The sequence below is a fragment of the Streptomyces sp. ST2-7A genome (genome assembly GCF_021390475.1).
In the GTDB taxonomy this organism is placed as follows: Bacteria; Actinomycetota; Actinomycetes; order Streptomycetales; family Streptomycetaceae; genus Streptomyces.
This window is the reverse complement of the sequence record NZ_JAJUWS010000016.1, coordinates 98,147-121,151: the sequence shown is the minus strand read 5'-3', so window position 1 is coordinate 121,151 and position 23,005 is coordinate 98,147. Positions and strand designations below refer to the sequence as shown.

17 protein-coding genes and 1 riboswitch are annotated in these 23,005 nt (G+C 75.6%); of the genes, 9 read left to right on the top strand and 8 right to left on the bottom strand.

Features of this window, described 5'->3' with window-relative positions; translation table 11 throughout:
* The coding region (locus tag LZF96_RS12395; protein WP_267940788.1) for an NAD(P)/FAD-dependent oxidoreductase at nucleotides 1–1,321 on the bottom strand (1,321 nt) is incomplete at its 3' end.
* 396 nt (nucleotides 1,322–1,717) lie between these two features.
* On the opposite strand from LZF96_RS12395, the gene LZF96_RS12390 reads away from it, so the two are divergent.
* The 3 genes from LZF96_RS12390 (at nucleotide 1,718) to LZF96_RS12380 (ending at nucleotide 5,815) form a co-directional block, all read left to right on the top strand.
* Nucleotides 1,718–2,488, top strand: a complete 771-nt coding sequence (locus LZF96_RS12390; protein WP_233870260.1) for a TetR/AcrR family transcriptional regulator — start codon at nucleotides 1,718–1,720, stop codon at nucleotides 2,486–2,488.
* A gap of 443 nt (nucleotides 2,489–2,931) precedes the next feature.
* Nucleotides 2,932–5,211 carry a sigma-70 family RNA polymerase sigma factor gene (locus LZF96_RS12385; protein WP_233870255.1) on the top strand — a complete coding sequence of 760 codons (2,280 nt, stop codon included), beginning with the start codon at nucleotides 2,932–2,934 and terminating at the stop codon, nucleotides 5,209–5,211.
* 136 nt (nucleotides 5,212–5,347) lie between these two features.
* A complete protein-coding gene (locus tag LZF96_RS12380) occupies nucleotides 5,348–5,815 on the top strand; it encodes a hypothetical protein (RefSeq protein WP_374203206.1) in 468 nt (155 codons plus the stop codon).
* A gap of 198 nt (nucleotides 5,816–6,013) precedes the next feature.
* Here the strand turns inward: LZF96_RS12380 and LZF96_RS12375 are convergent, their stop codons facing one another.
* A complete protein-coding gene (locus LZF96_RS12375) occupies nucleotides 6,014–8,116 on the bottom strand; it encodes an asparagine synthase-related protein (RefSeq protein WP_233870298.1) in 2,103 nt (700 codons plus the stop codon).
* A gap of 672 nt (nucleotides 8,117–8,788) precedes the next feature.
* Here LZF96_RS12375 and LZF96_RS12370 point away from each other — a divergent pair.
* The 3 genes from LZF96_RS12370 to LZF96_RS12360 all read left to right on the top strand — a co-directional run bounded on the left by LZF96_RS12370 (nucleotide 8,789) and on the right by LZF96_RS12360 (nucleotide 14,037).
* On the top strand, nucleotides 8,789–10,411 hold the full coding sequence (locus tag LZF96_RS12370) for a sporulation protein (protein ID WP_233870249.1): 1,623 nt from the start codon (nucleotides 8,789–8,791) through the stop codon (nucleotides 10,409–10,411).
* Nucleotides 10,412–10,948: 537 nt separating this feature from the next.
* On the top strand, nucleotides 10,949–11,806 hold the full coding sequence (trmB, locus tag LZF96_RS12365) for a tRNA (guanosine(46)-N7)-methyltransferase TrmB (RefSeq protein WP_374203205.1): 858 nt from the start codon (nucleotides 10,949–10,951) through the stop codon (nucleotides 11,804–11,806).
* A gap of 938 nt (nucleotides 11,807–12,744) precedes the next feature.
* Nucleotides 12,745–14,037: a PrsW family intramembrane metalloprotease gene (locus tag LZF96_RS12360; RefSeq protein ID WP_233870242.1), complete on the top strand. Its 1,293-nt coding sequence runs from the start codon at nucleotides 12,745–12,747 to the stop codon at nucleotides 14,035–14,037.
* A 273-nt stretch (nucleotides 14,038–14,310) separates the two neighbouring features.
* On the opposite strand, the gene LZF96_RS12355 is transcribed toward LZF96_RS12360, so the two are convergent.
* From LZF96_RS12355 to LZF96_RS12335, 5 genes are all read right to left on the bottom strand, one after another.
* Entirely contained in the window at nucleotides 14,311–14,742 is a 432-nt protein-coding gene (locus LZF96_RS12355) for a hypothetical protein (protein WP_233870238.1), read from the bottom strand.
* Nucleotides 14,743–14,876: 134 nt separating this feature from the next.
* Entirely contained in the window at nucleotides 14,877–15,872 is a 996-nt protein-coding gene (locus LZF96_RS12350) for an aldo/keto reductase (RefSeq protein ID WP_233870293.1), read from the bottom strand.
* A gap of 263 nt (nucleotides 15,873–16,135) precedes the next feature.
* Complete coding sequence (locus LZF96_RS27025; protein ID WP_233870235.1) at nucleotides 16,136–17,536, bottom strand: M23 family metallopeptidase; 1,401 nt, start codon at nucleotides 17,534–17,536, stop codon at nucleotides 16,136–16,138.
* 40 nt (nucleotides 17,537–17,576) lie between these two features.
* A riboswitch (cyclic di-AMP (ydaO/yuaA leader) is annotated at nucleotides 17,577–17,740 on the bottom strand.
* A 184-nt stretch (nucleotides 17,741–17,924) separates the two neighbouring features.
* On the bottom strand, nucleotides 17,925–19,169 hold the full coding sequence (locus LZF96_RS12340) for a PP2C family protein-serine/threonine phosphatase (RefSeq protein WP_233870232.1): 1,245 nt from the start codon (nucleotides 19,167–19,169) through the stop codon (nucleotides 17,925–17,927).
* 96 nt (nucleotides 19,170–19,265) lie between these two features.
* Nucleotides 19,266–19,835, bottom strand: coding sequence for a hypothetical protein (locus tag LZF96_RS12335; protein WP_233870229.1), 570 nt, complete (start codon nucleotides 19,833–19,835; stop codon nucleotides 19,266–19,268).
* A gap of 267 nt (nucleotides 19,836–20,102) precedes the next feature.
* Here LZF96_RS12335 and LZF96_RS12330 point away from each other — a divergent pair, with 267 nt between their 5' ends.
* Nucleotides 20,103–21,092, top strand: coding sequence for a D-cysteine desulfhydrase family protein (locus LZF96_RS12330; protein ID WP_233870226.1), 990 nt, complete (start codon nucleotides 20,103–20,105; stop codon nucleotides 21,090–21,092).
* Nucleotides 21,093–21,343: 251 nt separating this feature from the next.
* Here the strand turns inward: LZF96_RS12330 and LZF96_RS12325 are convergent, their stop codons facing one another.
* Nucleotides 21,344–21,499 carry a hypothetical protein gene (locus LZF96_RS12325; RefSeq protein WP_233870224.1) on the bottom strand — a complete coding sequence of 52 codons (156 nt, stop codon included), beginning with the start codon at nucleotides 21,497–21,499 and terminating at the stop codon, nucleotides 21,344–21,346.
* 275 nt (nucleotides 21,500–21,774) lie between these two features.
* On the opposite strand from LZF96_RS12325, the gene LZF96_RS12320 reads away from it, so the two are divergent.
* Together LZF96_RS12320 and LZF96_RS12315 are read left to right on the top strand one after the other, a co-directional pair.
* A complete protein-coding gene (locus LZF96_RS12320) occupies nucleotides 21,775–22,404 on the top strand; it encodes a hypothetical protein (RefSeq protein WP_233870221.1) in 630 nt (209 codons plus the stop codon).
* Complete coding sequence (locus tag LZF96_RS12315; protein WP_233870218.1) at nucleotides 22,401–23,003, top strand: J domain-containing protein; 603 nt, start codon at nucleotides 22,401–22,403, stop codon at nucleotides 23,001–23,003. Before LZF96_RS12320 ends, LZF96_RS12315 begins: the two co-directional genes overlap by 4 nt.
* Nucleotides 23,004–23,005: the final 2 nt, after the last annotated feature.

Genomic DNA, 23,005 nt, shown 5'->3' with positions numbered 1-23,005 from the left:
CCCGCGCCTTCCGGTTGAGGGTGGGCACCCGGCTGAGGTGGTACGTGCGGTGCATGAACCAGGCGGGGAAGCCCTTCAGTCGGCGCCCGTAGACCCGGGCGACGCCCTTGTGCAGGCCCAACGAGGCCACCGACCCGACGTAGGCGTGGGAGTAGGGGGTGGGGGCGCGCCCGCGCAGCCGGTCGGCGAGGTTGTCGGCGAGCCGGCGACCCTGGCGGACCGCGTGCTGGGCGTTGGGCGCGCAGGTCGGCAGGCCCCCGCCGGGGGCGGGGTCGTCCGCCGACAGGTCGGGCACGGCGGCGGCGTCCCCGGCGGCCCAGATGTGTTCCTCGCCCTCGACGAGCAACTCCGGCGTACAACGCACCCGGCCACGCTCGTCCAGCGGCAACCCGCAGGCGGTCAGAACGGGGTTGGGCTTGACGCCGGCCGTCCACACCAGGGTGCGGGTGGGGTGGCGCGAGCCGTCACTGAGCACCGCGACCCGGTCGGTGATGGACTCCAGGCGGGTGTCGAGGCGGATGTCGATGTTGCGTCCGCGCAGCTCGCGCACGGCGTACTCGCCCATCCGCAGGCCCACCTCGGGAAGAATCCGGCCGGTCGCCTCCACCAGGATCCACTTGGTCTCCTCCGGCGAGATGCCGGGGTAGTAGCGGCAGGCGTAGCGGGCCATGTCCTCCAGTTCGGCCAGCGCCTCGACACCCGCGTAGCCCCCACCGACGAAGACGAAGGTGAGGGCGGCGTCGCGGACCCGGGGGTCGCGGGTGGAGGAGGCGATGTCGAATTGCTCGAGCACGTGGTTGCGCAGCCCGATGGCCTCCTCGACGGTCTTGAAACCGATGCCGTGCTCGGCGAGGCCCGGGACGGGCAGGGTGCGGGAGACCGAGCCGACGCCCAGGACGAGTTCGTCCCAGGCCAGGATGAGCGGCGGCTCCTCGCTCTCCTCGGTGGCCGGGGTGCGGATCTCGGCCGTACGGGCGGCGTGGTCCAGCGACACCAACTCGCCGGGGATGAAGCGGCAGCCGCGCAGGACGCGGCGCAGCGGGACCACCACGTGCCGGGGCGAGAGGTTCCCGGCCGCCGCCTCCGGGAGAAAGGGCTGGTAGGTCATGTACGGTTCCGGGCTGACGACGACGACCTCGACGGTGCCGCGTGCCAGCTCGCGCCGCAGCTTCCGGCGCAGCCGCAGTGCGGTGTACAGGCCGACGCAGCCACCTCCGACGATGAGGACGCGCGTGGGTTCCTTGGTCACCCCTCCATGAGGCACCCGGGGACGGTGGTTTGTCCACAGGTGGGGAGGAGACCTCCGCCGATCGGGCGTCATCCCGCGTGCCGCGAACTCCTACTCCACGTCGGCGACCTCAACTATCGTCGGGAGGCGTTGGGCACGGTGGATGTCCGTGCCCGGGTGGGTACGACGCGCGGACTCCGGGGGGAGCCGCGCGGGATGACGGGGGAAGTCATGCGTTCTCAGCGTTTCCATCGGGAGTCGGCGCACCGGGGACATCCGGAGCCGGGGATACGACCGGCGGTCCGGTCGGGGTCGGACCCGACCGGACCGCCCGGTGCGGTCGATCGGGGTGTTCCCGCTGTTCGACGCGGTCCCGGGACCGGCCCCGGGGGTTCCGCGCCGGTGGGGGGCCGGGGGGCCGCCGGGCCGGGGCCGACGACCGCCGGCGGGGAGGGCCCGGGTGGTCGGCCGCCGGCGAAGGGTCGGACCGTGGCGGTGGGGAGCGCGTTGCGCACCGACGCCCGCCGCAACCTCCACCACGTCCTCAGCGCCGCCCGGGACGTCTTCGGCGAGCTGGGGTACGACGCCCCGATCGAGGAGATCGCGCGACGGGCCCGGGTGGGGGTGGGAACGGTGTACCGCCGCTTCCCCACCAAGGGTTCACTGATCCGGCACATCATCGGGGAGGAGACCCGGCGACTCACCGAGCGCGCCGAGCACGCGCTGGGCGAGGAGGGCGATCCGTGGGCGGCGGTGGAGGACTTCGTGCGGGACGCGGTGGACTCGGGGGTGTCCCGGCTGCTGCCGGAGTTGCCGACGGCGGGGGCCGCGGGACCGGTGGACGCGGTGGCCCGGGTGGACGACGGGTCGGAGGAGGTCCCGGGGCCCGGCGGGGCGCAGCGGGTGCCCCGACAGCGTCGGGTTCCGCCGGTGGAGCTCGGCCGGGAGCCGGCGGCCGGCACGGCGGAGGAGCGGATCACGCACGTCGAGCGCACCGGCGACGGTGACGCGCGACTGCTGGTGGCGACGATGGAACGGCTGTTGGAACGGGCCCGCCGCGCCGGGCGGGTGCGGCCCGACGTGACGGTGGCCGATCTCGTGCTGGTCATATCCACCGTTCCGCCGACGGCGGCCGACCCGACGGTGCGGGAGGCGTTGTCCTCACGGCTGCTGGAGCTGCTGCTGGCCGGCTTGCGGCCGGCCGCCGGGCCGGCGCGGGACGGCGAGGGAGACGGGGTTCGGTCCGGCACCGCGCGGTGAACCGTTCGACCGGCGTTCCCCCGGAGGAGAGGCGCGGCCGGCGCTCCCGGGGTGCGCCATAGGGAGCGGAGGGGTGTGCGGGGAGGGCGCGTGTCGCTCCTCGCACACCCGCGCGAACCCCGTCCCACAGGGCGCCCGGGACATGCGTGTCGGAGACGGCGGCACGGTTTTCGTCTCCGAATCGGGCTCCGGGAGACCCGGGTTGTGGGACCCTGGGTGCCCGCCGGGGGGAGGCGGACGGAGACGGGTCGAGGGGTTTCGGGGGGCAGCCGGCCATGCGGGACGACGGACGGGACGGCACGCGGGAGCGCGGCCGGGAGTGGGAGTCGGACGGGGACCCGGGCACGTCACCCGGCACACCGGACGGGACGGCTCCGGCGGGGACGGAGACGGACGGAGACGGCACCGGCGGGCGGCCGGCGGTCACGACGGGGGTTCCCCCGGTGACCGACCCGGGCTGCCCGGACACCACGGGCACGGATCCGACCGGCGGCATCGGCGTCGCCAACCCGGGTGCCACGGACGCGGGCGCCGGTATCACCGGCGTGAGGGCCCCGGATCCGGACGCCCCCGGCGCCGGCGCCGCGGGTTCGGACGCCGTCGCCGCGCGCCCGGCCCCCACCGGAGCCGGGACCGGGGTCCCCGACGGGGACCCCGACGTGGAACGCGTCCCCCGCCAACGGATCCCGCGTCTGCGCGGCCGGGGCGCCGGCGCGACCCGGGAGGTCGTGCCGGCCGACGCGGAACTGCTGCGTCGCATGCGGGAGGGCGACGAGGGCGCGTACGAGGAGTTGTACCGCCGGCACGCCGCCGCCGTGCGCCGGTACGCCCGCACCTGCTGCCGGGACGACCACACCGCCGACGACCTCACCAATGAGGTGTTCGCCGCCGCCCTCCAGGCGGTGCGCGGCGGCGCCGGCCCGAACTCGGCCGTGCGCGCCTACCTCTTCACCTCGGTGCGACGGGTGGCGGCGGCCTGGACGGCCGGCGCCCGCCGCGAACAACTGGTCGAGGACTTCGCGACGTTCGTCGAGTTCGCCGACACCGGGACCGACGGCGGGTCCGGTGACGGGCCCGGCGGCGCGGGGCGGGTCGGCGCCGGTGTGGGGGGCGACGGCCGGGAGGCGGCGGCCGAGGTCCGCGCCATGGAGGGCGCCGAGCGCTCGATGGCCGTCCGGGCGTTCCGCAGCCTTCCGGAGCGCTGGCAGGCGGTGCTGTGGCACACCACCGTCGAGGAGGCGACCCCGCGTGATATCGCCCCGCTGTTGGGCCTGACGCCGAACGCGACCGCCGCGCTGGCCCACCGCGCCCGCGAGGGGCTCCGCCAGGCGTACCTCCAGGCGCACGTCAGCCGGGCGTTGACCACGGGCGGCGAGTGCGCCCGGTACGCCGACCGGCTCGGGGCGTTCGCCCGGGGCGGCCTGCGCTCGCGGGCCGAACGCGGTCTGCGCGACCACCTGGAGGAGTGCGCGGCCTGCCGGACGGCGGCGCTCGAGGTCCGCGAGTTGAACGAGCACCTGCGCGCGGTGCTGCCGATCGCCGTGATCGGTTGGCTGGCCGCCGGGTACGTCCCGAAGTTCCTCGCGGCGGCCGGTGTCGCCGGCGCCGGAGCGGGTGGGGGCGCGGCCGGCGGGGTGGCCGGTGGCGCGGGAAGCGGATCGGCCGGGACGGGAACGACCGGCGCCGGCGCCGGCGGTTCGGGCGTGGCCGGCGCCGTGGTGACCGAAGGCCTGGCCCTGCCGCTCAAGCTCGCTCTGGCCGCCGGTGTCATGGCGGTGGCGGGCGCGGCGGCCGTGGCGGTGACCGTGCTCGGCGGGAACTCCCCGGACCCGGCCGTGACGCCGCCCCCGGTGGCGGCCCCCGGATCGGCACCCGAACCGCCCCGGACGGCGCCGGACCCCGGACCGGTGACGGACGGGGACCCCGCACCGGAGGCGCCGGAGACCGCCGGAGCGGAGGCTCCGGAGCCGGTGGTGCAGACCGCGCAGGAGCCGGGACCGCCGGAAGGACCGCCGCAGGCCCCGGCCGAAGTGACCGCCCCGGAGGAACCCGTGTCCGGACCGGGGCCCGCTCCCGAGCCGGGGCCGGGTGTCGAGCCGGGGCCGGGTGTCGAGCCGGGGCCGGGTGTCGAGCCGGGGCCCGCTCCCGAGCCGGGGCCCGAACCGGAACCCCAGCCCCAGCCGGAACCCGAACCGGAGCCGGGGCCGGGTGTCGAGCCCCGGCCCGAACCGGAACCCCAGCCCCAGCCCCAGCCCCAGCCGGAACCCGAACCGGAACCCCAGCCGCGCACGTACCAACTCCGTTATATGCCGCCCGGGTCCTCCGGGGCCGGCATGGACGAGCCGCGTCTGCGCCTGCTCGGTGGGAGCCTCTTCCTGCCGCGCTCCCAGCCCTCCATCGGCGGCATGACCCACACGCACGGCATCACCGTCTCGGCGTCCTCCACGATGATCATCGACCTCAACCGTCCCTGCTCGGTGCTGCGCGCCCGGGTCGGAGTGGACGACACCGCGTCCACCCAACGGGGTGCGGCGGAGTTCACCGTGCTGGCCGACGGTGTTCCGGTGTGGGGGTCGGGCACGGTGACCGCCGGGAGCGTCGCGGTGCCGGCGGTGGTGGACCTGACCGGGGTGCGCACGGTGCGGCTGGAGGCCCGACCGCGCGGCCCGTTGGGCGCTCTCACCCCCGTGACCTGGGCGGACTCGGAGCTGGACTGCGGTTGATCGGTCGTCGGACGGGGGCGGGGCCGTGCCGGTCCCGGCCCCGTCGGGCCGCCGCGTTCGACCGGTCGAGAGGTCTCCGCTGTGACGATGGATGAAGGCGGGTGTCGTGAACGGTGTGGTGAGCACGGTGTCGTTCGTGAGGTTTCAGGGGACGGTTTGCGGTCCACGGGGTCACTTCCCCGGCGTCTTCGCCCTGGCCAACGAATTGGCCCGGGAAGGACGACTCTCGGAGGAGGAGTACCGCTTCTGGCGGGCCGGCAACGACTGGTACAACGCCGCTTATCCCGACCCCTCCGCCACACACCCCGACCTCTACGACCACGAGCTGAATCCCGGTGCCGTCGCGTGGTTCAGGTCCACGGCCGCGCATCTCATCGACCGGGTGGTCGGCTACCGGGAACTCCTGGCCGCGCACGGTGTGGCGTGCGAGCGTGTCGATTCCTCGGACCCCGGGCGGATCATCCACGAGGACGAGGTGCAGGTGGTGGTCGTGCCCCGGAGGGTGGACCATCCCTCGGCTTCCGCCCGGGTCCCCCGGCGACCTCGCCCGGCTGCCGGGGGCGGGCCGGTACCGTCGGGAACAATCCGGCGCGGCCCCGGCTGAACGGGCCCGGCGGTTCGCGCCGTTCGGGTGGGGCGGCGAACGGGCGGTTCGGTTCCGTTCATCCCGTCGGCACACGCCGCCCGACCGACGCCCGCGGGCATCGCGCCGTTCCCGGTCCCCGGGCCATGCCGTCCCGGGGACCGGGGACGGGTGCCCACCGGCCGTCGCGCCCGTGACTCCCGGCGCTTCCCGCCGGGTTCAGCGGGTGACGCCGCCCGCCACGGCGCGCGGCTCGCGATTGCCCTCGGTGGTCCAGCAGGATCCACGACGCGTCATCAACCGTCGCAACCACAGCTCCGTGGAGACGAGTTCGGCGACGCCCTCCAGCGGAACCGGCTCCCCCTCGGCGGCGGCGCGCAGCGCCCGGCGCACCACCCGGGCCTCCACCAGGCCGGCCTCGGCGAGCAGCGGCGCCTCGAAGAGGTCGATGAGGTCGCCCATCGCGGTGCGCAGCCCGAGGCGGGTCGCCTCGACCTGGAGCGCGCGGGCCGGGGCTCCCCAGCCGGGCGGCAGTTGGCGAACGCCCGCGCCGGCGAGCACCTCGCGCAGGATCTCCGGCCGGGCTCCGGGCTGTATCCGTGAGGTCTCCGGCAGCACGCGGCAGGCGCGGACGACGGCGTTGTCGTAGAAGGGGGCGTGCAGGCGCTGGTGGTGCATCTCCACCGCCTGTTCCAGCACCCGGTGGTCGGCGGCGCTGCGCAGGAGCGCGGCGCGGGCGCGCTGGGCGCCGGGGTGGCTGTCGCGGCCGGCGGGCCGGGAGCGGGTGGCGGCGGCCTCCAGCCGCAGGGAGACCTCCGCGAGGGTCTCGCCGGTCAACCAGCGGGCCGCAGGGCCGGGAAGGGCCCAGCTGAGGGAGGCGCCGATGGGGCCGGCGCCGGGCGCGCGACGCCCGGTCGGGGCGACCCCGAAGGGGTCGACGAACGGATCGACGGCGTCGCCGACGTCCGGCGCGGCGAGCCGCAGGCGGGCGGCGGCGCCGGAGACGCCGTCCCGGTAAGAGGTGCGAGCCAGCCGGCGGGCCGCCCGGTACAGGGCCAGGGGCGCCGCGACGGAGCGCCCCCCGTCACCGTGACGAAGGGCCATGAGGGTGCGCACGAGGTGCCGGCGTTGTCGTCCGATCACCAGGTCGGCGAGGCGGGCGGGGTGGGCGTCCAGGACCTCGCGGGCACCGTGGCCGACGAGGTGGTCGGCGCTGCCGGCGGCCAGGCGTGCGCGGTGCCGGGCGGCGGTCACCAGTGTGGGAGCCGGTTCGTCGGTCAGGCGCATGGTCTCGGGGTCGAGCCCGACGAACGGCAGGGTCTCCACCCCCCCGGTGACCACCACGTGGTGCAGGCGGGGGTTCTCCGCGATCGCGCGGGCGCGTTCGAGTTCGGCGACCCGGGTCACCCGGGCGTGCTCGCTGTCGGTGGCCAGGTCGTTGAAGGTGACGGCGAGCAGGCGTTCACCCGCGAGGGTGACGCCGGTGCCGTGCACGGTGCCCGGACGGCCGGGGAGGCCGGCGGCGAGCAGGGCGAGGGTAGCGGAGGCGGAGCCGCCGGAGAGGTCGGCGCCGACGCCGGGGGCCGGGTCGGCGTCCCCGCGGTCGGCGGAGTCCATGCCGGGGACCGGGTCGGGGACACCGGAGTGCCGGGGGGCGGCCAGTCGGGTACGGACGGCCTCCACCAGGGCGTCGCGGATGCCGGCGACGGCGGCCTCCCGTTCGACCGGCGGCGCGGCGACGACCGTGGGCAGGGAGGGTTCGTAGTCGACGGTGTCGCGGCTGCCGCCCTCGCGCAGCACCAGGGCGTGGCCGGGCTGTACGCGGTGCACGCCGACATAGGGGGTGCCGGTGCCCAGCGCCTCCGGGGTCTCGGGGCAGGCCAGTTGGGCGCCGAGTTGGTTGACATCGAGCTGGGCCTCGGTGAGGTCGGCGAGCGGGAGGGCGGCGGTGGCGTAGGCGGTGCCGCCGGCCCAGCGGGTGTGGAAGACGGGGCGAGCGCCGGCGAGGTCGGAGGGGATCGCGGTGCGTCGGCCGAAGCGGGCGACGGCGGTGTACCCGCCGGGCCAGGTGGTGAGTTGGCGCAGTGCGCCGGCCCGGGCGGAGATCAGGGCGGTGCGCAGTTGGGCGTCGGTGGCGCCGCAGTACCCGAAGACGGCCAGGTGGGTGTCGCCGTCGGCGTGGACGAGGCGGATCTCGTCCAGTCGCCAATCCCCCACCGCCCACAGGGGGTCGGGGCCGTCCCAGATGAGTTGGGCGCCGAGGGGCCTCACCTCGCCGAGCGCGCTCGCCGAGGCACCGCACCACCCCACCAACCACCGCATGGCCGCCTCCCCCCGCTTGAGTCGTCGAGCCCGCAGGTCACGGGCGCTCGAAGGGTGTGGTGTGACCATGCTGCCACGGGAAACCCGGCAGCGGTGCATCGGAGGGGAAACCGCAGGAGGGCACGGCGAGGCGGCCGGTCCGCGGCCGAGTCGCGAAAAACCGACTGTTTTCGGCCAAACTCCGCCGGGAGTCGGCCGTCGGTGCCCGGGGCGGGAGGGGCGCCCGGGGTGTCGTGGCCCGGGAGACGTCCCACGCCTCCCGGGCCCGAACCGCCGCCCACGGGGATGGGGACGACGGCTCCCCGGCCCACCGGATGCCCGAAGCGCGGCGGACCGACCCACGCGGAATCATCCAAACCCGACGGGTCACTCCTGCTAAGAGCGCACGGGCGGGCGCACGGCCACACGGCGGGAGCACGTCCTCACCGACATCCGGCGCTCGGACGAACACTCGGATCGCGCCGGGGCGTTCGAGCGAAACCGGACGCGCCCGGCTCTCGAACCGGCGCTCCCCACGCCCCGGGGAGGCCCGGGCCCGGGGACGAGGACCGGCCATCCCCGTACAAGCCCCTTAACGGTCAGAAGGCACCGAACTACGCTGGGTTGGCGGAATATTTGGGAGCGCCCCGTGCCCGCCGCGGGGTCACCGATGGATGTGTCAGGGGTGCGCGCATGTCCAGGGAGTCACGCGGACCGAACGAGAAGCTGGGAGCCGTCCTCGCTCTCGCCGGCATGAGCAACGCCGGGCTGGCCCGCCGGGTCAACGACCTCGGCGCGCAACGCGGCCTGACGCTGCGCTACGACAAGACGTCGGTGGCCCGCTGGGTCACCAAGGGCATGGTCCCCCAGGGCGCGGCGCCGCATCTGATCGCCGCCGCCATCAGCAGCAAGCTGGGGCGTCCGGTGCACCTCCACGAGATCGGTCTGGCCGACACCGACCCCGCGCCCGAGGTGGGGCTTTCCTTCCCCCGCGACGTGGACTCGGCGGTCCGCGGGGCCACCGAGCTGTACCGGCTGGACAGCGGGTCCGGGCGCGGCATATGGCAGTCCCTGGCGGGGTCCTTCGCGGTGAGCGCGTACGCCACGCCCACCGCCCGCTGGCTGATATCCCCGGCCGACCCGGCCGTGGGACGCGAACCCACCGGGGAGGGCGGACGGTCCCGGCGCGCCGGCGGTGGCGATCCGGTGCCCCCGGTGGGGAACGACACCGAACGGGCCGGCGGGGCCGGGGTGAACGGCGGTGCGGGCGGCGGCGGGACGGGCCGCGCCCCGGCCGGCGGCGGTGCCGGGACGAGCCCCGCGCCCACCGGCCCCCGGGCCGGGGCCACCCGCGGCCCGATACCGCCGGCACGCGGTCCCGGCGGTCCCGGGACGGTCGGCCGGGTCGGCCACAGCGACGTCTCCAAGCTCCGCGAGGCCGCCGAGGAGGCACGCCGCTGGGACTCCAAGTACGGCGGCGGGGACTGGCGTTCGGCCATGGTCGCGGAGTGCCTGCGCTCCGACGCCGCACCCCTGCTGCTGGGTACCTACAGTGACGAGGTGGGCCGCTCGCTGTTCCGCGCCACCGCCGAACTCACCCGGCTGGCCGGGTGGATGGCCTTCGACACCGGCCAGCAGGAGGCCGCCCAGCGCTACTACATCCAGGCGCTGCGCCTGGCCCGGGCGGCGGCCGACGTCCCGCTGGGCGGGTACGTGCTGGCCTCGATGTCCCTCCAGGCCACCTACCGGGGCTTCGCCGACGAGGGCGTGGACCTGGCGCAGGCCGCGCTGGAACGCAACCGGTCGCTGGCCACCCCGAAGACGATGAGCTTCTTCCACCTCGTGGAGGCCCGGGCGCTGGCCAAGTCCGGTGAGGCCGCCGCCTGCGGCGCCTCCATCGCCGCCGCCGAGAGCGGCCTGCAGCGCTCCCGGGACACCGACCCCGACCCGGGCTGGTTGGACTTCTACGCCTACGACCGGCTCGCCGCCGACGCCGCCGAGTGCTACACCGACCTGCGCATCCCGCAGCAGGCCCGCCGGTTCAACGAGGAGGCGCTCTCCGAGCCCACCGAGGACTTCGCCCGCTCGCACGGGCTGCGACTGGTGGTCAAGGCGTTCGCCGAACTGGAGGCCGGGAACCTGGACGCCGCCTGCGACGCGGGCAACCGCGCGCTGCGGGTGGCGGGCCGCATCTCCTCCGCCCGCACCACCGACTACGTCCGCGCCCTGCTCGACCGGCTCGAGCCCTACCGGGACGACCCCTCCGTCAAGGAACTCCGGGAGGCCGCCGAACCGCTCCTGGCGGCTTCGGCATGACCTCGCACATGACAGCGGCAACCGTGCACGGAACGCGCCGGCCGACCCGATGGGATCGGCGCGCCGCAGGACCGACGCGCGGCGGTGCCGTCCCGGTTCCCGATCCCGGTGGGGTGGCGGGGTACCCGACGGGGCACCGCGGCGGCCCTCCGGGGAACGTACCGCACGCCTGACGGCGGCTCGCGCCCGCGCCGGATCCCGGGGGACGCCGACCGGCCGTCCCGTGCCCCCTGTCACCGGCGGCGGAGCCGGCACCCCTCCGGCCCCGTGCCGACCCGCCGGCCCCCATCCCCGGGGTGCCGCCGGTGGATCACCCCCGCCATCCCCGGGGCACCACCCCGGCGCCCGACACGGGTCCCGACCCGCCGGCCTCCCGACGGGTCCGGACCCCGTCCGTGTCCCGGCGCGGAATCCCGCCGGGTCGGGCCGGCGGTCGGCGCGGGTCCACCGGGAGTACGCCCCGTGCGACGGGGGTCACGTCCGGGCCCGCCCGTCGGGCGCCCGTCCGGTGCCGGCCGGCGCCCTACCATCGGAGCCATGACCTCCGAGCAGTCCCGCACCGTCGAGCGGATCGCCGACGGGGCCCCGGCCCCGACCGCGCCGACCGCCCCCACCGGCGTGCCCGCCCCCGCCGGACCGGCGAACGGCGCGATGTTCGTCCCCGGCACCGGCCCCGCCGCGAACCCGGTGGCCGGGGCCGGCGACCGGCACCGGGGCGTGCGCAGCTTCGTGCCCCGCCGCAGCCGGGTGACCACCGCCCAGCGCGAAGCGCTCGAACGCCACTGGTCGAGCCGAGGGCTGGAGATCGACGGCCGCGCCCCCGTCGACCTCGACCAGCTCTTCGACACCCTGCCGCCCGGCTCCCCGATCGTGCTGGAGATCGGTTTCGGGATGGGTGAGGCGACGGCGCTGATGGCCGCCGCCGACCCGGCCACCGGTGTTCTCGCCGCCGACGTGCACACTCCCGGGCAGGGGCACCTGCTCAAGCTCGCCGCCGAGCGGGGGCTGGAGAACGTGCGGGTGGCCAACGGCGACGCCCTGCTGCTCCTGGAGCACATGCTGCCCCCGGCCTCGCTGGCCGGCATCCGGGTCTTCTTCCCCGACCCGTGGCCCAAGAAGCGGCACCACAAGCGGCGCATCGTGCAGCCGGGGTTCGTCGCGCTGTGCGCCTCCCGCCTGGCACCCGGTGGTCTGCTGCACTGCGCCACCGACTGGGAGCCGTACGCCGAGCACATGCTGGAGGTGCTGGAGGCGTCGCCGGATCTGGTGAACACCGTGCCGGGCGGCGGTTTCGCGCCCCGGCCGGGGTTCCGGCCGGAGACCCGCTTCGAGCGGCAGGGCCTGGACAAGGGCCACCGGGTGAACGACCTGCTCTTCCGGCGCCCGGCCGACTGAGCGACCGACCGGCCCGGCCACGCCCCCGGTGGGTGGCGGGCCGTGGGTCCGCCGGCCGGTCGGGCCGCCGGGTGACGGGACGGCCGGTGAGGGGCCGGAGGGCCCCGGTCGGGTGACGGGCCGGAGGGCCCCGGTCGGGTGACGGGCCGGAGGGTGAGGGGCCGGAGGGTGAGGGGCGGCCCGATCACGCCCCCTCGGTTGGTGGACGGCCGGAGGGCGGGCGCGCGGCAGGTCCGTGCCCCCGCCGATCCGCCGGGGCGGTACGCGCCCCCGTACCGCGAGGTGTCTCTCCCACGGGAAACCCCGCCCGTGGCACCCAGCCGTGACGCCCGGCCGGGGACGTGGCGACCCGGGTCGCCACCCCGTACCGGGTGGACCCCGCTCGCCGCACCGCCTCCGCACCGGCCGGGGCCTCGGCGGCGGGGCCTCGGCGGCGGCCCGGGCGGCCGACCCGTGCCCTCCCGGCCGGCGGGGCCGGGACCCGTCGCACCTCCTTGGGGGCCGGGCCCCGCCCCCCGTATGGTCGGACCGTGCCCCGGTCCGTCCTTCCGCCCCCCGACGCCCCGCCCGGCACCGCGCCGTCGGGCCCGACCCCGACCACCGCCGCACCGCCCGGACCGGAACCCGGTCCCGGAAACGGCTCCCGGTGGTGTGACCCCACCGATCCACGGGACTCCCCCGGCTTCCCGGAGGCCCCGCCTGCCGACGATGCCCCGGCGCCGTCCCCGGCCCGCCGGACGAGGAGCCGGCGCGGACCCGTCGAGCCGGCGGAAAATCGTCCGGCGCGCACGATGAAACACGCGCCCCGCGCCCGGGCCGGCTCGAATCCATACCCCGGGCGGTTCGATTCCCGGCGATCCGGTCGCCGCGGACGACGCCGCCGACCCGGTCGCCGGCGTCGTCCGTGCTCTCGGTCTTCCCTCCGGATGTCGGGGCCCGTGGCGGTCCCGATCGTCCTGACCGTGTGCGGTGGCGTGGTGCTGGCCCTGATCGGCCAGGAGACCGGCGCCTTCGGCATGGTCACCGGCCTGGCCCTCGCCGCCCTGCCCGTCCCCCTGATGGTGGCCCTGTTGCACCGGACCGCGTCGGTGGACGCCGCCTCGCGCACCGGCCTGGTCTTCGCCCTCGGTTGGGGGGCGTGTGCCGCGACCCTGGTCGCGCTGGTCGCCAACGGGGTGCTCGTCCAGTGGCTGCTCGCCGACCCGGCCGGGCTGCCGCGCCCCCGGGCCGACGCCCTGGAGTTGACGCTGGTGGCACCGGTGGTCGAGGAGTGCGCCAAGGGCGCCGCCGTGCTGCTGCTGTGGCTGCACCGCCCACGCGCCGTGCACGGGGTGCTGGCGGGGGTGTGCGCGGCGGCGATGGCCGCGGTCGGCTTCGCCTTCACCGAGAACGTTCTCTACCTGGGCCGGGCCGCCGCCGAGGACCGACTGCTCGGCACCCCCCTGGTGGACTCGACGGCGGCGGCGACGTTCCTGGTCCGAGTGGTCCTCGCCCCCTTCGCCCACCCGCTGTTCACCGCGCTCACCGGCATCGGCCTCGGCCTCGCCGTGGTGCTTCCGCGCCGACGGCGGGTGGCCCGAGTGGTGCTGCCCTGGCTCGGACTGCTCTGTGCCATCGGTCTGCACTCGGCGTGGAACGGCGCCACCGGCCTGGGTACCGGCGGTTTCCTGATGGTCTACGGCCTGGTGATGTTCCCCGCGCTCGCCCTGGTGATCGGCGTCTGCGCGCACGCCCGGCGCCGACAACTGCGCGCCGTGCGGGAGATGTTGCCGCACTACGCCGGCACCGGACGGCCGGGGATGGGCGAGTACACCGCCTTGGGCACCTCCCGGGGACGTTCCCTCACCCGGCGGCTGGCCCGCCGTGATTGGGGGCCGGCCACCGCGCGGGCCGTGATCCGCTACCAGGACACGGCCACCGAGCTGGCCCTGCTGCGCGACCGCGCCGAGCGACACGGCGGCACGGGTTCGCAGGGCGCGGCGGGCGACTTCGCACGCCGGGAGGCGGAACTGTTGTGGCGGCTGGCCCGGGACCGGGGGCCGGGGGCCACCCGGTCATTGCGCGGGGCGGCGCTGGTGGAGGTCCGGCCGACGCCCCCACCGGCCCGAGACGGCCGGGGCGCGGGCGCGGTGCCTCCCCCCTCGCGCCGGCCGACCGTCCGCCGCCCGATAGGGACCGCGGCCGGCGGGAGGGCAGGTCGGCACGCGGCACGCGGCGGTCGAGAGGTGTGAACGCCCCGACCGCACCGCCCCCGCCGGGCCGACCGGGGCCCGGCCGGGAAGGGCGGGACACCCGGGAGACGTGCCGGCGGGCACTCCCGTCGTGCGCCCGTGCGCCCGTGCGCCGAATCCTCCCGGTCGACCCCGGTTCCGGCTCACGACCTCGGAAGGCCCGGGGAGCGAAGGACGAGCCCGGTTCGGGCCGCCCGGCCCCGGCACCCGGCACCCGGCCCACGAACGTGTCGGGCCCCGCCCGGGGAGGCGGTGAGCCGCTCGCCGGGAGGGTCAGACACCGGCCGGGCGGACCACCCGGCTCCCGATCCCGCGACTGCGGGTGAAGGCCTGCTCGGCCTCCCAAACGCGTCCCATCCGCTCCAGGGCCCGCCCGCGCAGGTGCCACGCCTCCGCGCTGCCGCTGCGCAGCGCGACGGCGGAGTCGGCCAGCCGGCGGGCCAGCCGCACCTCGCCGGCCTCCATCGCGCGTCGGCCCACTTCCAGGAGGGCCTCGAAGCAGTCGTCCTCCGAGGGGCGCAGGTCGGTGTGGCGCACGACGAGTTCGCCGACGGCCGCGACCAGTCGGCGCTGCTCCGGCCCCGGTCGGTCCTCGCTCGTCGCGACGTGGCGGGCGCACTCGCGCACGCACGCGGTCAGCAGATCCTCGGCCCGGGCCACGCTTCCGGCCCGCAGCCCCATCAGCCCTGCCCAGCGCTTTGTCATGGTTCCAGCCTCCCGCCGCCGGGCCGACCGTCCGTAACGCCAAGGGGCCCGGCAGGTGAACAGGGGGCGACGAACGCCCGGATCGCGCACCCCCGGGCACGGACCCCGGGGCGCGCGAGGGCCCGGTCGGCGCGTCATCCGTTCCGACGGGGTGTCACGCCTCCTCCCGCTCCGAGGGCTCCCCCCGGCTCCGAGGCGGCGGTCAGCTCCTCCCGTTCCACGTCGGTGAGCCGCAGGTCCAGCGAGGCCAGTAGTGGCGGCAGCTGCCCGATGTCGCGGGCGCTGGCGATCGGCGCGGCGACGCCGGGACGGTCGGCGAGCCAGGCCAGGGCGATCGTCGCCGGCTCCACGCCGTGCGCCGTCGCCACCCGGTCCAGGGCGGCCAGCACCCGCGGGCCGCGCGCGGTCTCCAGGTACTCGGCGGCCTTGCCGGCGCGCGGGCTGTCCACGGCGTCGGTGCCGGGTCGGTACTTGCCGGTGAGAAACCCCCTGGCCAGCGCGAAGTAGGGCACGCAGGCCAGGCCGTACCGCTCGGCGACCCCGCTCAGCGGTCCCTCGTAGGTCTCCCGACTGACCAGGTTGTAGTGCGGCTGGAGGGCGGTGTAGCGGGCCTTCCCCTCGGCCTCGGAGAACTCCAGGGACTCGGCGAGCCGTTCGGGGGAGATGTTGGAGGCGCCGATCTCGCGGACCTTGCCCTCCCGGACCAGGTCATCGAGGGCGGTGATGATCTCGCCGACCGGGACGCCCTCGTCGTCGAAGTGGGTGTAGTACAGGTCGATGCGGTCGGTGTTCAACCGGCGCAGGGAGTCCTCGGCGGCGGCCCGGATGTTCTTCGGGGTCAGGCCGCGCCGGTCGGGGTGGGCACCGACCTTGGTGGCGACGACCACGTCGTCGCGTCGTCCGACGGCGTGACGGGCGAGCCAGCGGCCGATGATCGTCTCGGACTCGCCGCCGGAATTGCCGTCCACCCATGCCGTATAGGAGTCGGCGGTGTCGATGAAGGTGCCGCCGCCCTCGACGAAGGCGTCGAGCACGGCGAAGGACGCGTCCTCGTCGGCGGTCCAGCCGAAGACGTTGCCGCCCAGGCACAGGGGCGGCACGGAGAGGGAACCGATGGTGCGTGGGGTCATGTCCACGCAACGAGTGACCGACGGTGCGGCGTTCCCACCCGGCCGTCGGAGGCCCCGTCCGGCCGATCGGGTGGGTCCGATCGGCCGGACGGGGGCGGCGGGCCCGGCGTCGGGGGGTGGTGCGCCGGGTCCACCCGATCCGTGGGGGGACGGGCTCGGGGTGGGGCTCCGGGGGTGGGGTCCCCGGAGATGTCGGTACGCGGGTGCGCGGGGCGGTCGCGGTCGGTGCCGCGGGGCGGTCGGTGCGCGGGTGCGTCCGACCGTCAGATGGAGACGCCCTTGCCGCGCATCCAGGCCAGCGGGTCCACGGTGCCGCTGCCCGTCGGCTGCACCTCCAGGTGCAGGTGCGGGCCGGTGGAGTTACCCGTGGAACCGACGTTGCCGATGACCTCGCCGGTGGTGACCGACTGGCCCGCGACCACGGCCATGGAGGACATGTGGCTGTAGGAGACCTCGGTGCCGTCGGCCAGCCCGACCACCACCCGGTAGCCGTAGGAGCCCGCCCAGGCGGCTTCCTTGACCACACCGGTGTGGATGTTCTTGATCGGGGTGCCGGCGGGGGCGACCAGGTCGGCGCCGGTGTGGTAGCCGCTGGACCACATGGCGCCCGCGGCGCCGTAACCGGAGGAGAGGGAGTACGAGGAGAGGGGGGCGACGTAGCTCTCGCGCAGCTGTCGGAGACGCTCTTCCTCCTCGGCGCGCTTGCGCTCCTCTTCCTCCCGCTGCTTGCGCTCCTTCTCGGCGCGCTCGCGCTCCGCGGCCTCGAGCCGCTCGCGCTCGGCGAGTTCGGCGGCCTCCTCGGCCGCCGCGGCGACGGCGGTGGCCTCGAGTTCCGCGCGGCGCTCGGCCTCGATGATCGCGTCCTGGGCGTCCGCCTGCTGGAGGATGCGGGAGCGCAGGGTCTCCCCCGGGTCGGCCGGCCGGTCCGCCCCGGGGTCGGCGGAGGCGACCGCGACGCCCGCGGAGGTCAGCGGGGCGGCGGTGATCATCGTGGCCCGCGTCGTCGTCGGCGCGGCGTTCTCGTCGGTGTCGGAGAGGAAGGCGCTCAGGCCGGGGATCCGGTCCGGGATGGACTTGACCCGGTCGGTGCCGGAGGCGTCGCCGCCCTCCTGCGCGGAGGCCATGCCGCCGGCGCCCACGGCGGCGATGACGCCGACGCCGAGGACGGCCCGGCTGCGGGCCACGGTGCCGCCGCGGCGGCGGGAGACACGGTGGCGTCCGCGCACGGGGACCAGGGGTTCGGCTCCGGGGTTCCACTCGCCGGCGGGGGCCCCGCCGGGGGTGTCGGGTCCGTACCACAGGGGGCCGGAAGCGTCCGCGCCCCCGTGGGTCGCGGTGTCACCGGCCGTGCCGCCGTCGGTCGCGCCGTGGTCGGTCGCCCCACCGGTCGCGCCGTTGTCGGGTGTTTCGTCCCCCGCGGATGCGGGGTAGTAGTCGAAAGCGGGTGCGAAACCCGCCGTCGCGTGGTCGGCGGTCGCGCCGTCCCCCGCGAAGTGGGAGTCGTAGGAGTCCCGGTGTCCGAAGGAGGAGGTACCGGCTCCGAGGGGTGTCGATTGGCCGAACCAGTCGGTGTGACCGAACGGGTCAACCGGCTCGGAGTGGTTCCCACCGGAGTGGTGGGCGGTGTCGACGGTGGGGTACGAACCGGTCGACCGGTCGTACACGCCCCCCGACGGGACGGGCCGCTGCGACGCCACGAAGGCGCTCCTCTCCCTCTTTCCGTCTACCGGGTTAGCTGACGGGTTCGGAGCGGGAAGGTCTCCTACGGGCCGCCGACCGGAAGTCGGCCGCCCGATTCACCCCACGAAGTGGTTCCCCGGTTCCCCGGGAGCGGTGACCCGCCCCCATGGATTCGACGCAGAGCACGGCGCCGTCCCTTGCGACGGCGGTACCGGACCGCGCTGCGTTATCGAACGTTAATAGAGGCCCGCGCCGAATTCCAAGTCACCGCAGGTGATTTAAGGCTCCCTTCAGGTGGACGTTTCGCCCCCGCGCAACCAAAGGGGGCAAAAAATCGTCACGGGTTGCGGGGGGCAAAAATCTGACTGTTCGTCAATTGTTATCGCCCGCAGCAGGACGTTCACCTTCGGTCACCCCCACCCACGGCGCACTCCGTTCGGGTCCCTTCTCGGACACACCACCCCGGCGGCCCTGCCGGCCGCTCCGCCCGTCCCCCCGGTCCTCGCCGGGCACCGGACGGCGCACCGCCAGCACCGCGATGTCGTCCTGCACCACCCCGTCGGTGTGCGCGGCGATGTCCGAGAAGAGCACGTCCAACACCCGCCGGGGGCGGCTGAACCGCCGCCCGTCCAGCGCCCGCACCGGGTCGTAGAAGCCGCCTCCCCGATCCCGCGCCTCGCTCACCCCATCGGTGTACAGGACCAGGCTCGACCCGGCGGGGAACCCGTGCTCCTCCACCCGTCCACCGCCCGCCGAGCCGACCAGCCCCGCCAACCCCAGGGGCAGACCCGGGTCGCGCACTTCCACGTACCGCGCCCTCCCGTCCGGCGTCAGCAACACCGGCGGCGGATGACCGAAGTCCAGGATCCGCAGGACCCCGGGGTCGTCCGCCGGGGCCTCCACCACGATGGCGGTGGTGAACCCCTCCACACCGTCCAACCCGACCCGGCGCCCGCCCTCGCGCCGCCAGGCGCTCTCCAGTCGGTTCCCCACCCGCACCAGGTCCGGCTCGGTGTCCGCGATCTCCCGGAAGGCCCCCAGGATCACCGTCACCGCCTCCGTGGCCCCGATCCCCTTGCCCCGCACGTCCCCCACCAGCAGCCGCGCCCCGTACGGGGTCTCCACCGCCGCGTACAGGTCACCACCGACCAGGGTGTCCTCCCGGGCCGCCTGATAACGCGCGGCCACCTCCAACGTGCCCACCCGGCCCGGCGGGGCGGGCAACACGGCGCGCTGCACGGCCGCCGCCACCCCGCGCGCGGACGCGAGCTGCCTGTTCAACCGACTCACGAGCAGGGAGAACGCCGAGACGGTGACGACCGTCAGGCCCCGGATCATCTCGTCGGAGAAGACGGGCGCGTGCGCCACGTAGATCGTCAACAGGACCACGCTGACGGTGGAGACCAGGGCCGCGATCACGGTCTCCCGGAAGGAGAGCAGGGCCGCCGCCACCAGCGGCGCGGCGGCGAACAGGGGCGTGAAGGTCGCCTCGGGGGGCGTGATCAGGTTGAGCACCGTCCCCAGCGCCACCAGCCCCACGGGCAGCAGTCGAAGGTAACGGGGGGCCGGAGCCCTCCGCTCCTCCGGGAAGAGCTGCAGGCGACGAGCTTGGCGCACCCCACCAATCTCCTCCCGTCCCCCGGTGAAAGCCACCCGGGGACCGGCATAAAAACGATGAAGCGGAAAATCTCTCGCGAATCCCCGGTGGACGTGTCACCCTCCCGGAGGCGCGAACCGGCGCCCCGCGGGCCCCGAACCGGCGGGACCGACGGCACCGGCATCCACAGGGCCGAGCCTCGCCCCGACTCCCCCATCCGAGGGCACGCCGGCGGGGGAACGAGGCGGACACCCCCGCCTCCGGCGCCTTCTCCAAGTGATCAGCGCCGCCCTGCCGGCTCCCACCGCGCAACCGGGGAGGAGAACGGCGACGGCGACAAGAGTGGGGTTGACGAAGACGGGGACCAGGTCGTCATTGGCGTTGCACTTGTTGCGCAGGGGGAACCACCGGGCCGCCTCCTGCCGGTGTTCGCCCCGGTACCGGCTGTCGTAGGTGAACCCGCGCTCCCCGCAGGCCTCCCGGACATCGAACCCGCCGGAGAAGACCCCGATGATCCACGTGACGAAGCCGACTCCGACCAGCACGACGACGGGGAAGATCCACCACCCGGGGCGTTCCCAACCCCGGGTGAACAGACCTCGCCCCGTCTTCCAGACGCTCAGCAGGAAAACCCCCACGACCAACAGGGGTGAGAACGCGGTTATCAACGAGGTGACGCTCTCCAACGACGTGCTCCCTTTGCCTCGGGGATCCCCGGGTTCGCCCGGTGCCCCGCCCGGGTCCGGCGCCGGGTTCCGGCGCGAACCCGCAGTACATCAACACCCCGCCCATTCGGGCGACTTCGATCCGCCGCGCCGGACACGACCGGTGGAGGGCGATACACATCCCCTGCCCCGGGTGGCCGCCGTCGCCCTCCCGTCGGCCGCCGCGCGGCAGGATGGGCGACGGCCGACGCCGACCGCCCATCCCCACCACCCCGGAGGACTCCGAGCGTGAACCCCGCCCCCTCACCCATCCGATTGAGCCCCGGCACGTATCCCACTCCGCTGGAACCCGCACCGCGCCTGGCCACCGCCATCGGTCTGCGCCCCGATGACCTGTGGATCAAGCGGGACGACCTCACCGGCGTCGGCGCCGGTGGCAACAAGCTCCGCAAGCTGGAGTACACCGTGGGCGCGGCCCTGGCCGGCGGTGTCGACACCCTGGTCACCACCGGCGCCCCGCAGAGCAACCACGCCCGGCTGACCGCCGCCGTCGCGGCCCGCCTGGGCCTGCGGGCCGTCCTCGTGCTGAGGGGAGCGCCCGGGGTCTCCTCCTCCGGCAACCTCGCCCTCGACGGGCTGCTGGGCGCCCGCGTCGTCCGGGCGGGAGAGGTCGGCGCCGATGCTCTGGCCGAGCGGGCCCGAGCCGTCACCGACGAACTGCGGGCCGAGGGCGCCCGACCGGCCCTCATCCCCTTCGGCGGGTCGAGCGTCCTCGGCGCCCGGGGCTACGCCGACTGCGCACGGGAACTCCTCGGACAACTCCCCGACCCCCGCCACGTCGTCGTGGCGTTGGGCTCCGGCGGCACGATGGCCGGGCTCGTCGCCGTCCTCGGTGCCCCCACCGTCCTCGGTGTCGACGTGGGGGCCCGTCCCGATGTCGCGGACGCCGTGCGCGGGTTCGCCGCGCCCCTGGTCGAACGGTCCGATGACCTCTCCGACCTGCGGATTCGCGCGGATCAGATCGGCGCCGGCTACGCCGCGTACACCGACGAGGCGGCCGCAGCCCTCGTCCTGGCGGCCCGCGCGGAGGGGCTGATCCTCGATCCGATCTACACCGGCCGGGCGATGGCCGGGCTGATCGCCGCCGTCCGCGACGGGGAGATCCGCCCCGGCGAAACAACCGTCCTGGTGCACACCGGCGGGCTGCCCGGCCTCTTCGGCCACCCCGACGCCATCGCCCGCGCCGAGGCCCTGCTCGACTCCCCCGACGGGAGATGAGGGAGAAGGGAGAGGGAAGAGAGAGGCGGACAGCGCTCCGGGCGAACGGGACAGGGGCGACGCCCGGCCGGGTGCCGACGGAGAACGCCGGTGTCCCGGTATCGGCAGGACCGTGTCCGGAGGTCGCCCCGGGATCGCGCCGGGGGCGCCCGTCCCCGATTCCATTGGTACCGGGCACTCCCGTCCCACCTCGAACAGCGAGTCATCACACCCGATGATGGGGTCGGCACACCGCGTGGCCCCGTGGGTGCTCAGTCGGGGTCGGTTTCGCGGAAGACGGTGAGGTGGGCGCCGCCCTCGCCGGTGGGCCCGAGGCATCCGCACACCGCGCACTGTCCGGTGAAGCCGATCGTCTCGGCGTCCGGTTCCCGGTCGGGTCCGATGGTGTACTCGCGGAAGCGGAACACCCTCGACCCGGCCGGTCCCGGTCCCCCGTGCCCCGCGCCGTCCTCGCGGAACGGACCGGCCGGGTGGGAGACCTGGCGCCCTTCTCCTCCCGGGTGCGCGTCACGACAATGGGGTGAACCGCCCGGGGAGGTCGCGTATGACACCGAAGTTCTTATCCCGCCCGAAGCCCGAGGGGAACGGCGCGCCGGCACACCGAACCCGGGGTGCCGGAACACCGGCACACCGCGCCGGCCCGTCCCCCGTTCCGCACGGAGGCGCGGCGGTCGACGCCCCCGTGCACGACGCGGGGGAACTCGGCCTCGTCGCCCGACCGGGACGCGATTACTGGTGGCGACAACTCGGCCCGAAGGTCCGCGAGCGCATCGCCGCCCGGGTCGGGCCGACCGTGGAGTGGTGGGCGGACTGCCACCACACCCACCTGCGACGCCCCCGGGCGGTGGTGCTCGGCGAACGCGGTCTGGCCCTGTCCACCCCGACCGTCAACGACCGGGGCGGCCCCGCGCAGTCGCTCACCGTGCTGCCGTTCGTGCCCTCGTCGCTGCGGCACGCGGTCGTGGTCGAGAGGCCCCGTCGGCGGTTCACCGGACAGCCGCCGCTGCCGGGTGGCGAGATCCCGGCGGGGGTTTCCGCCGACCTGCCGTTGCCGGAACGCCTGCGCGGATTCCTCGGCAACCTGCCGACGGAGGCGCAGGCCCGGCTGCAGTGGCCGTTCGTCAACGGCGACGTGCTCGATCGGAGCGACTACCACTACACCGGCACCGAGGACGCGCTGGACGTGTGGTGTTACCTGGCCGGCCGCCGGTGGGTGACGTTCGTGTCCGGGCACGGATCGGGGCTGACCGGGCCCGCGCACCGGAGGTCCTGGCAGCTGATCTGCCGGCGGGCGGAGGTGGCCCGTCGATGAGGCCACCGTCGGGGGAGGCCGACGAACCGGACCTCTACGCGGTGCTCGGTGTGTCGACGGGGGCCGACGCGGACGAGATCGCCCGGGCGTTCCGTCGCGGGGCGCTCACCGGGCATCCCGACCGTGGTGGTGACCCGGCCGTCTTCCGTGACCTCCAACGCGCCCGGGAAACCCTGCTGGACCCGGTTCGGCGGGCCGCGTACGACCGTCGCCGCGCGGCGACGACCGACCCCGAACCGTCCGGCTCCGACCCGACGCGGGGGCGGGGGTCCGCTCCGAGGCCGGAAGCGGCCGAGCCGTTCGCGTGGTCCTCCGGGGCCGGCCCCTCACGGGCACGGGCCTCCGCGCCACAGCAGGGGACCACCGACCCGTTCGACTGGTCCCCGGGCGCGAGGAAGGACTCCGACGGGCGCGGGGAGAGCACCGGCCGGGCGGGATTCCGCGTGCACGACGCCCCCTCCCCGGCGTCCGACGCCGAACGCTCATGGCGGCGCGCGGACCGGTTCGCCTGGTGGGGGACGGAGGACCGACCCCACCCTCGGCGGCGTCGCCGATGGCGGGGGGCCGCCCGCGACCGGGATCATGACAGGGAGGGGTGACG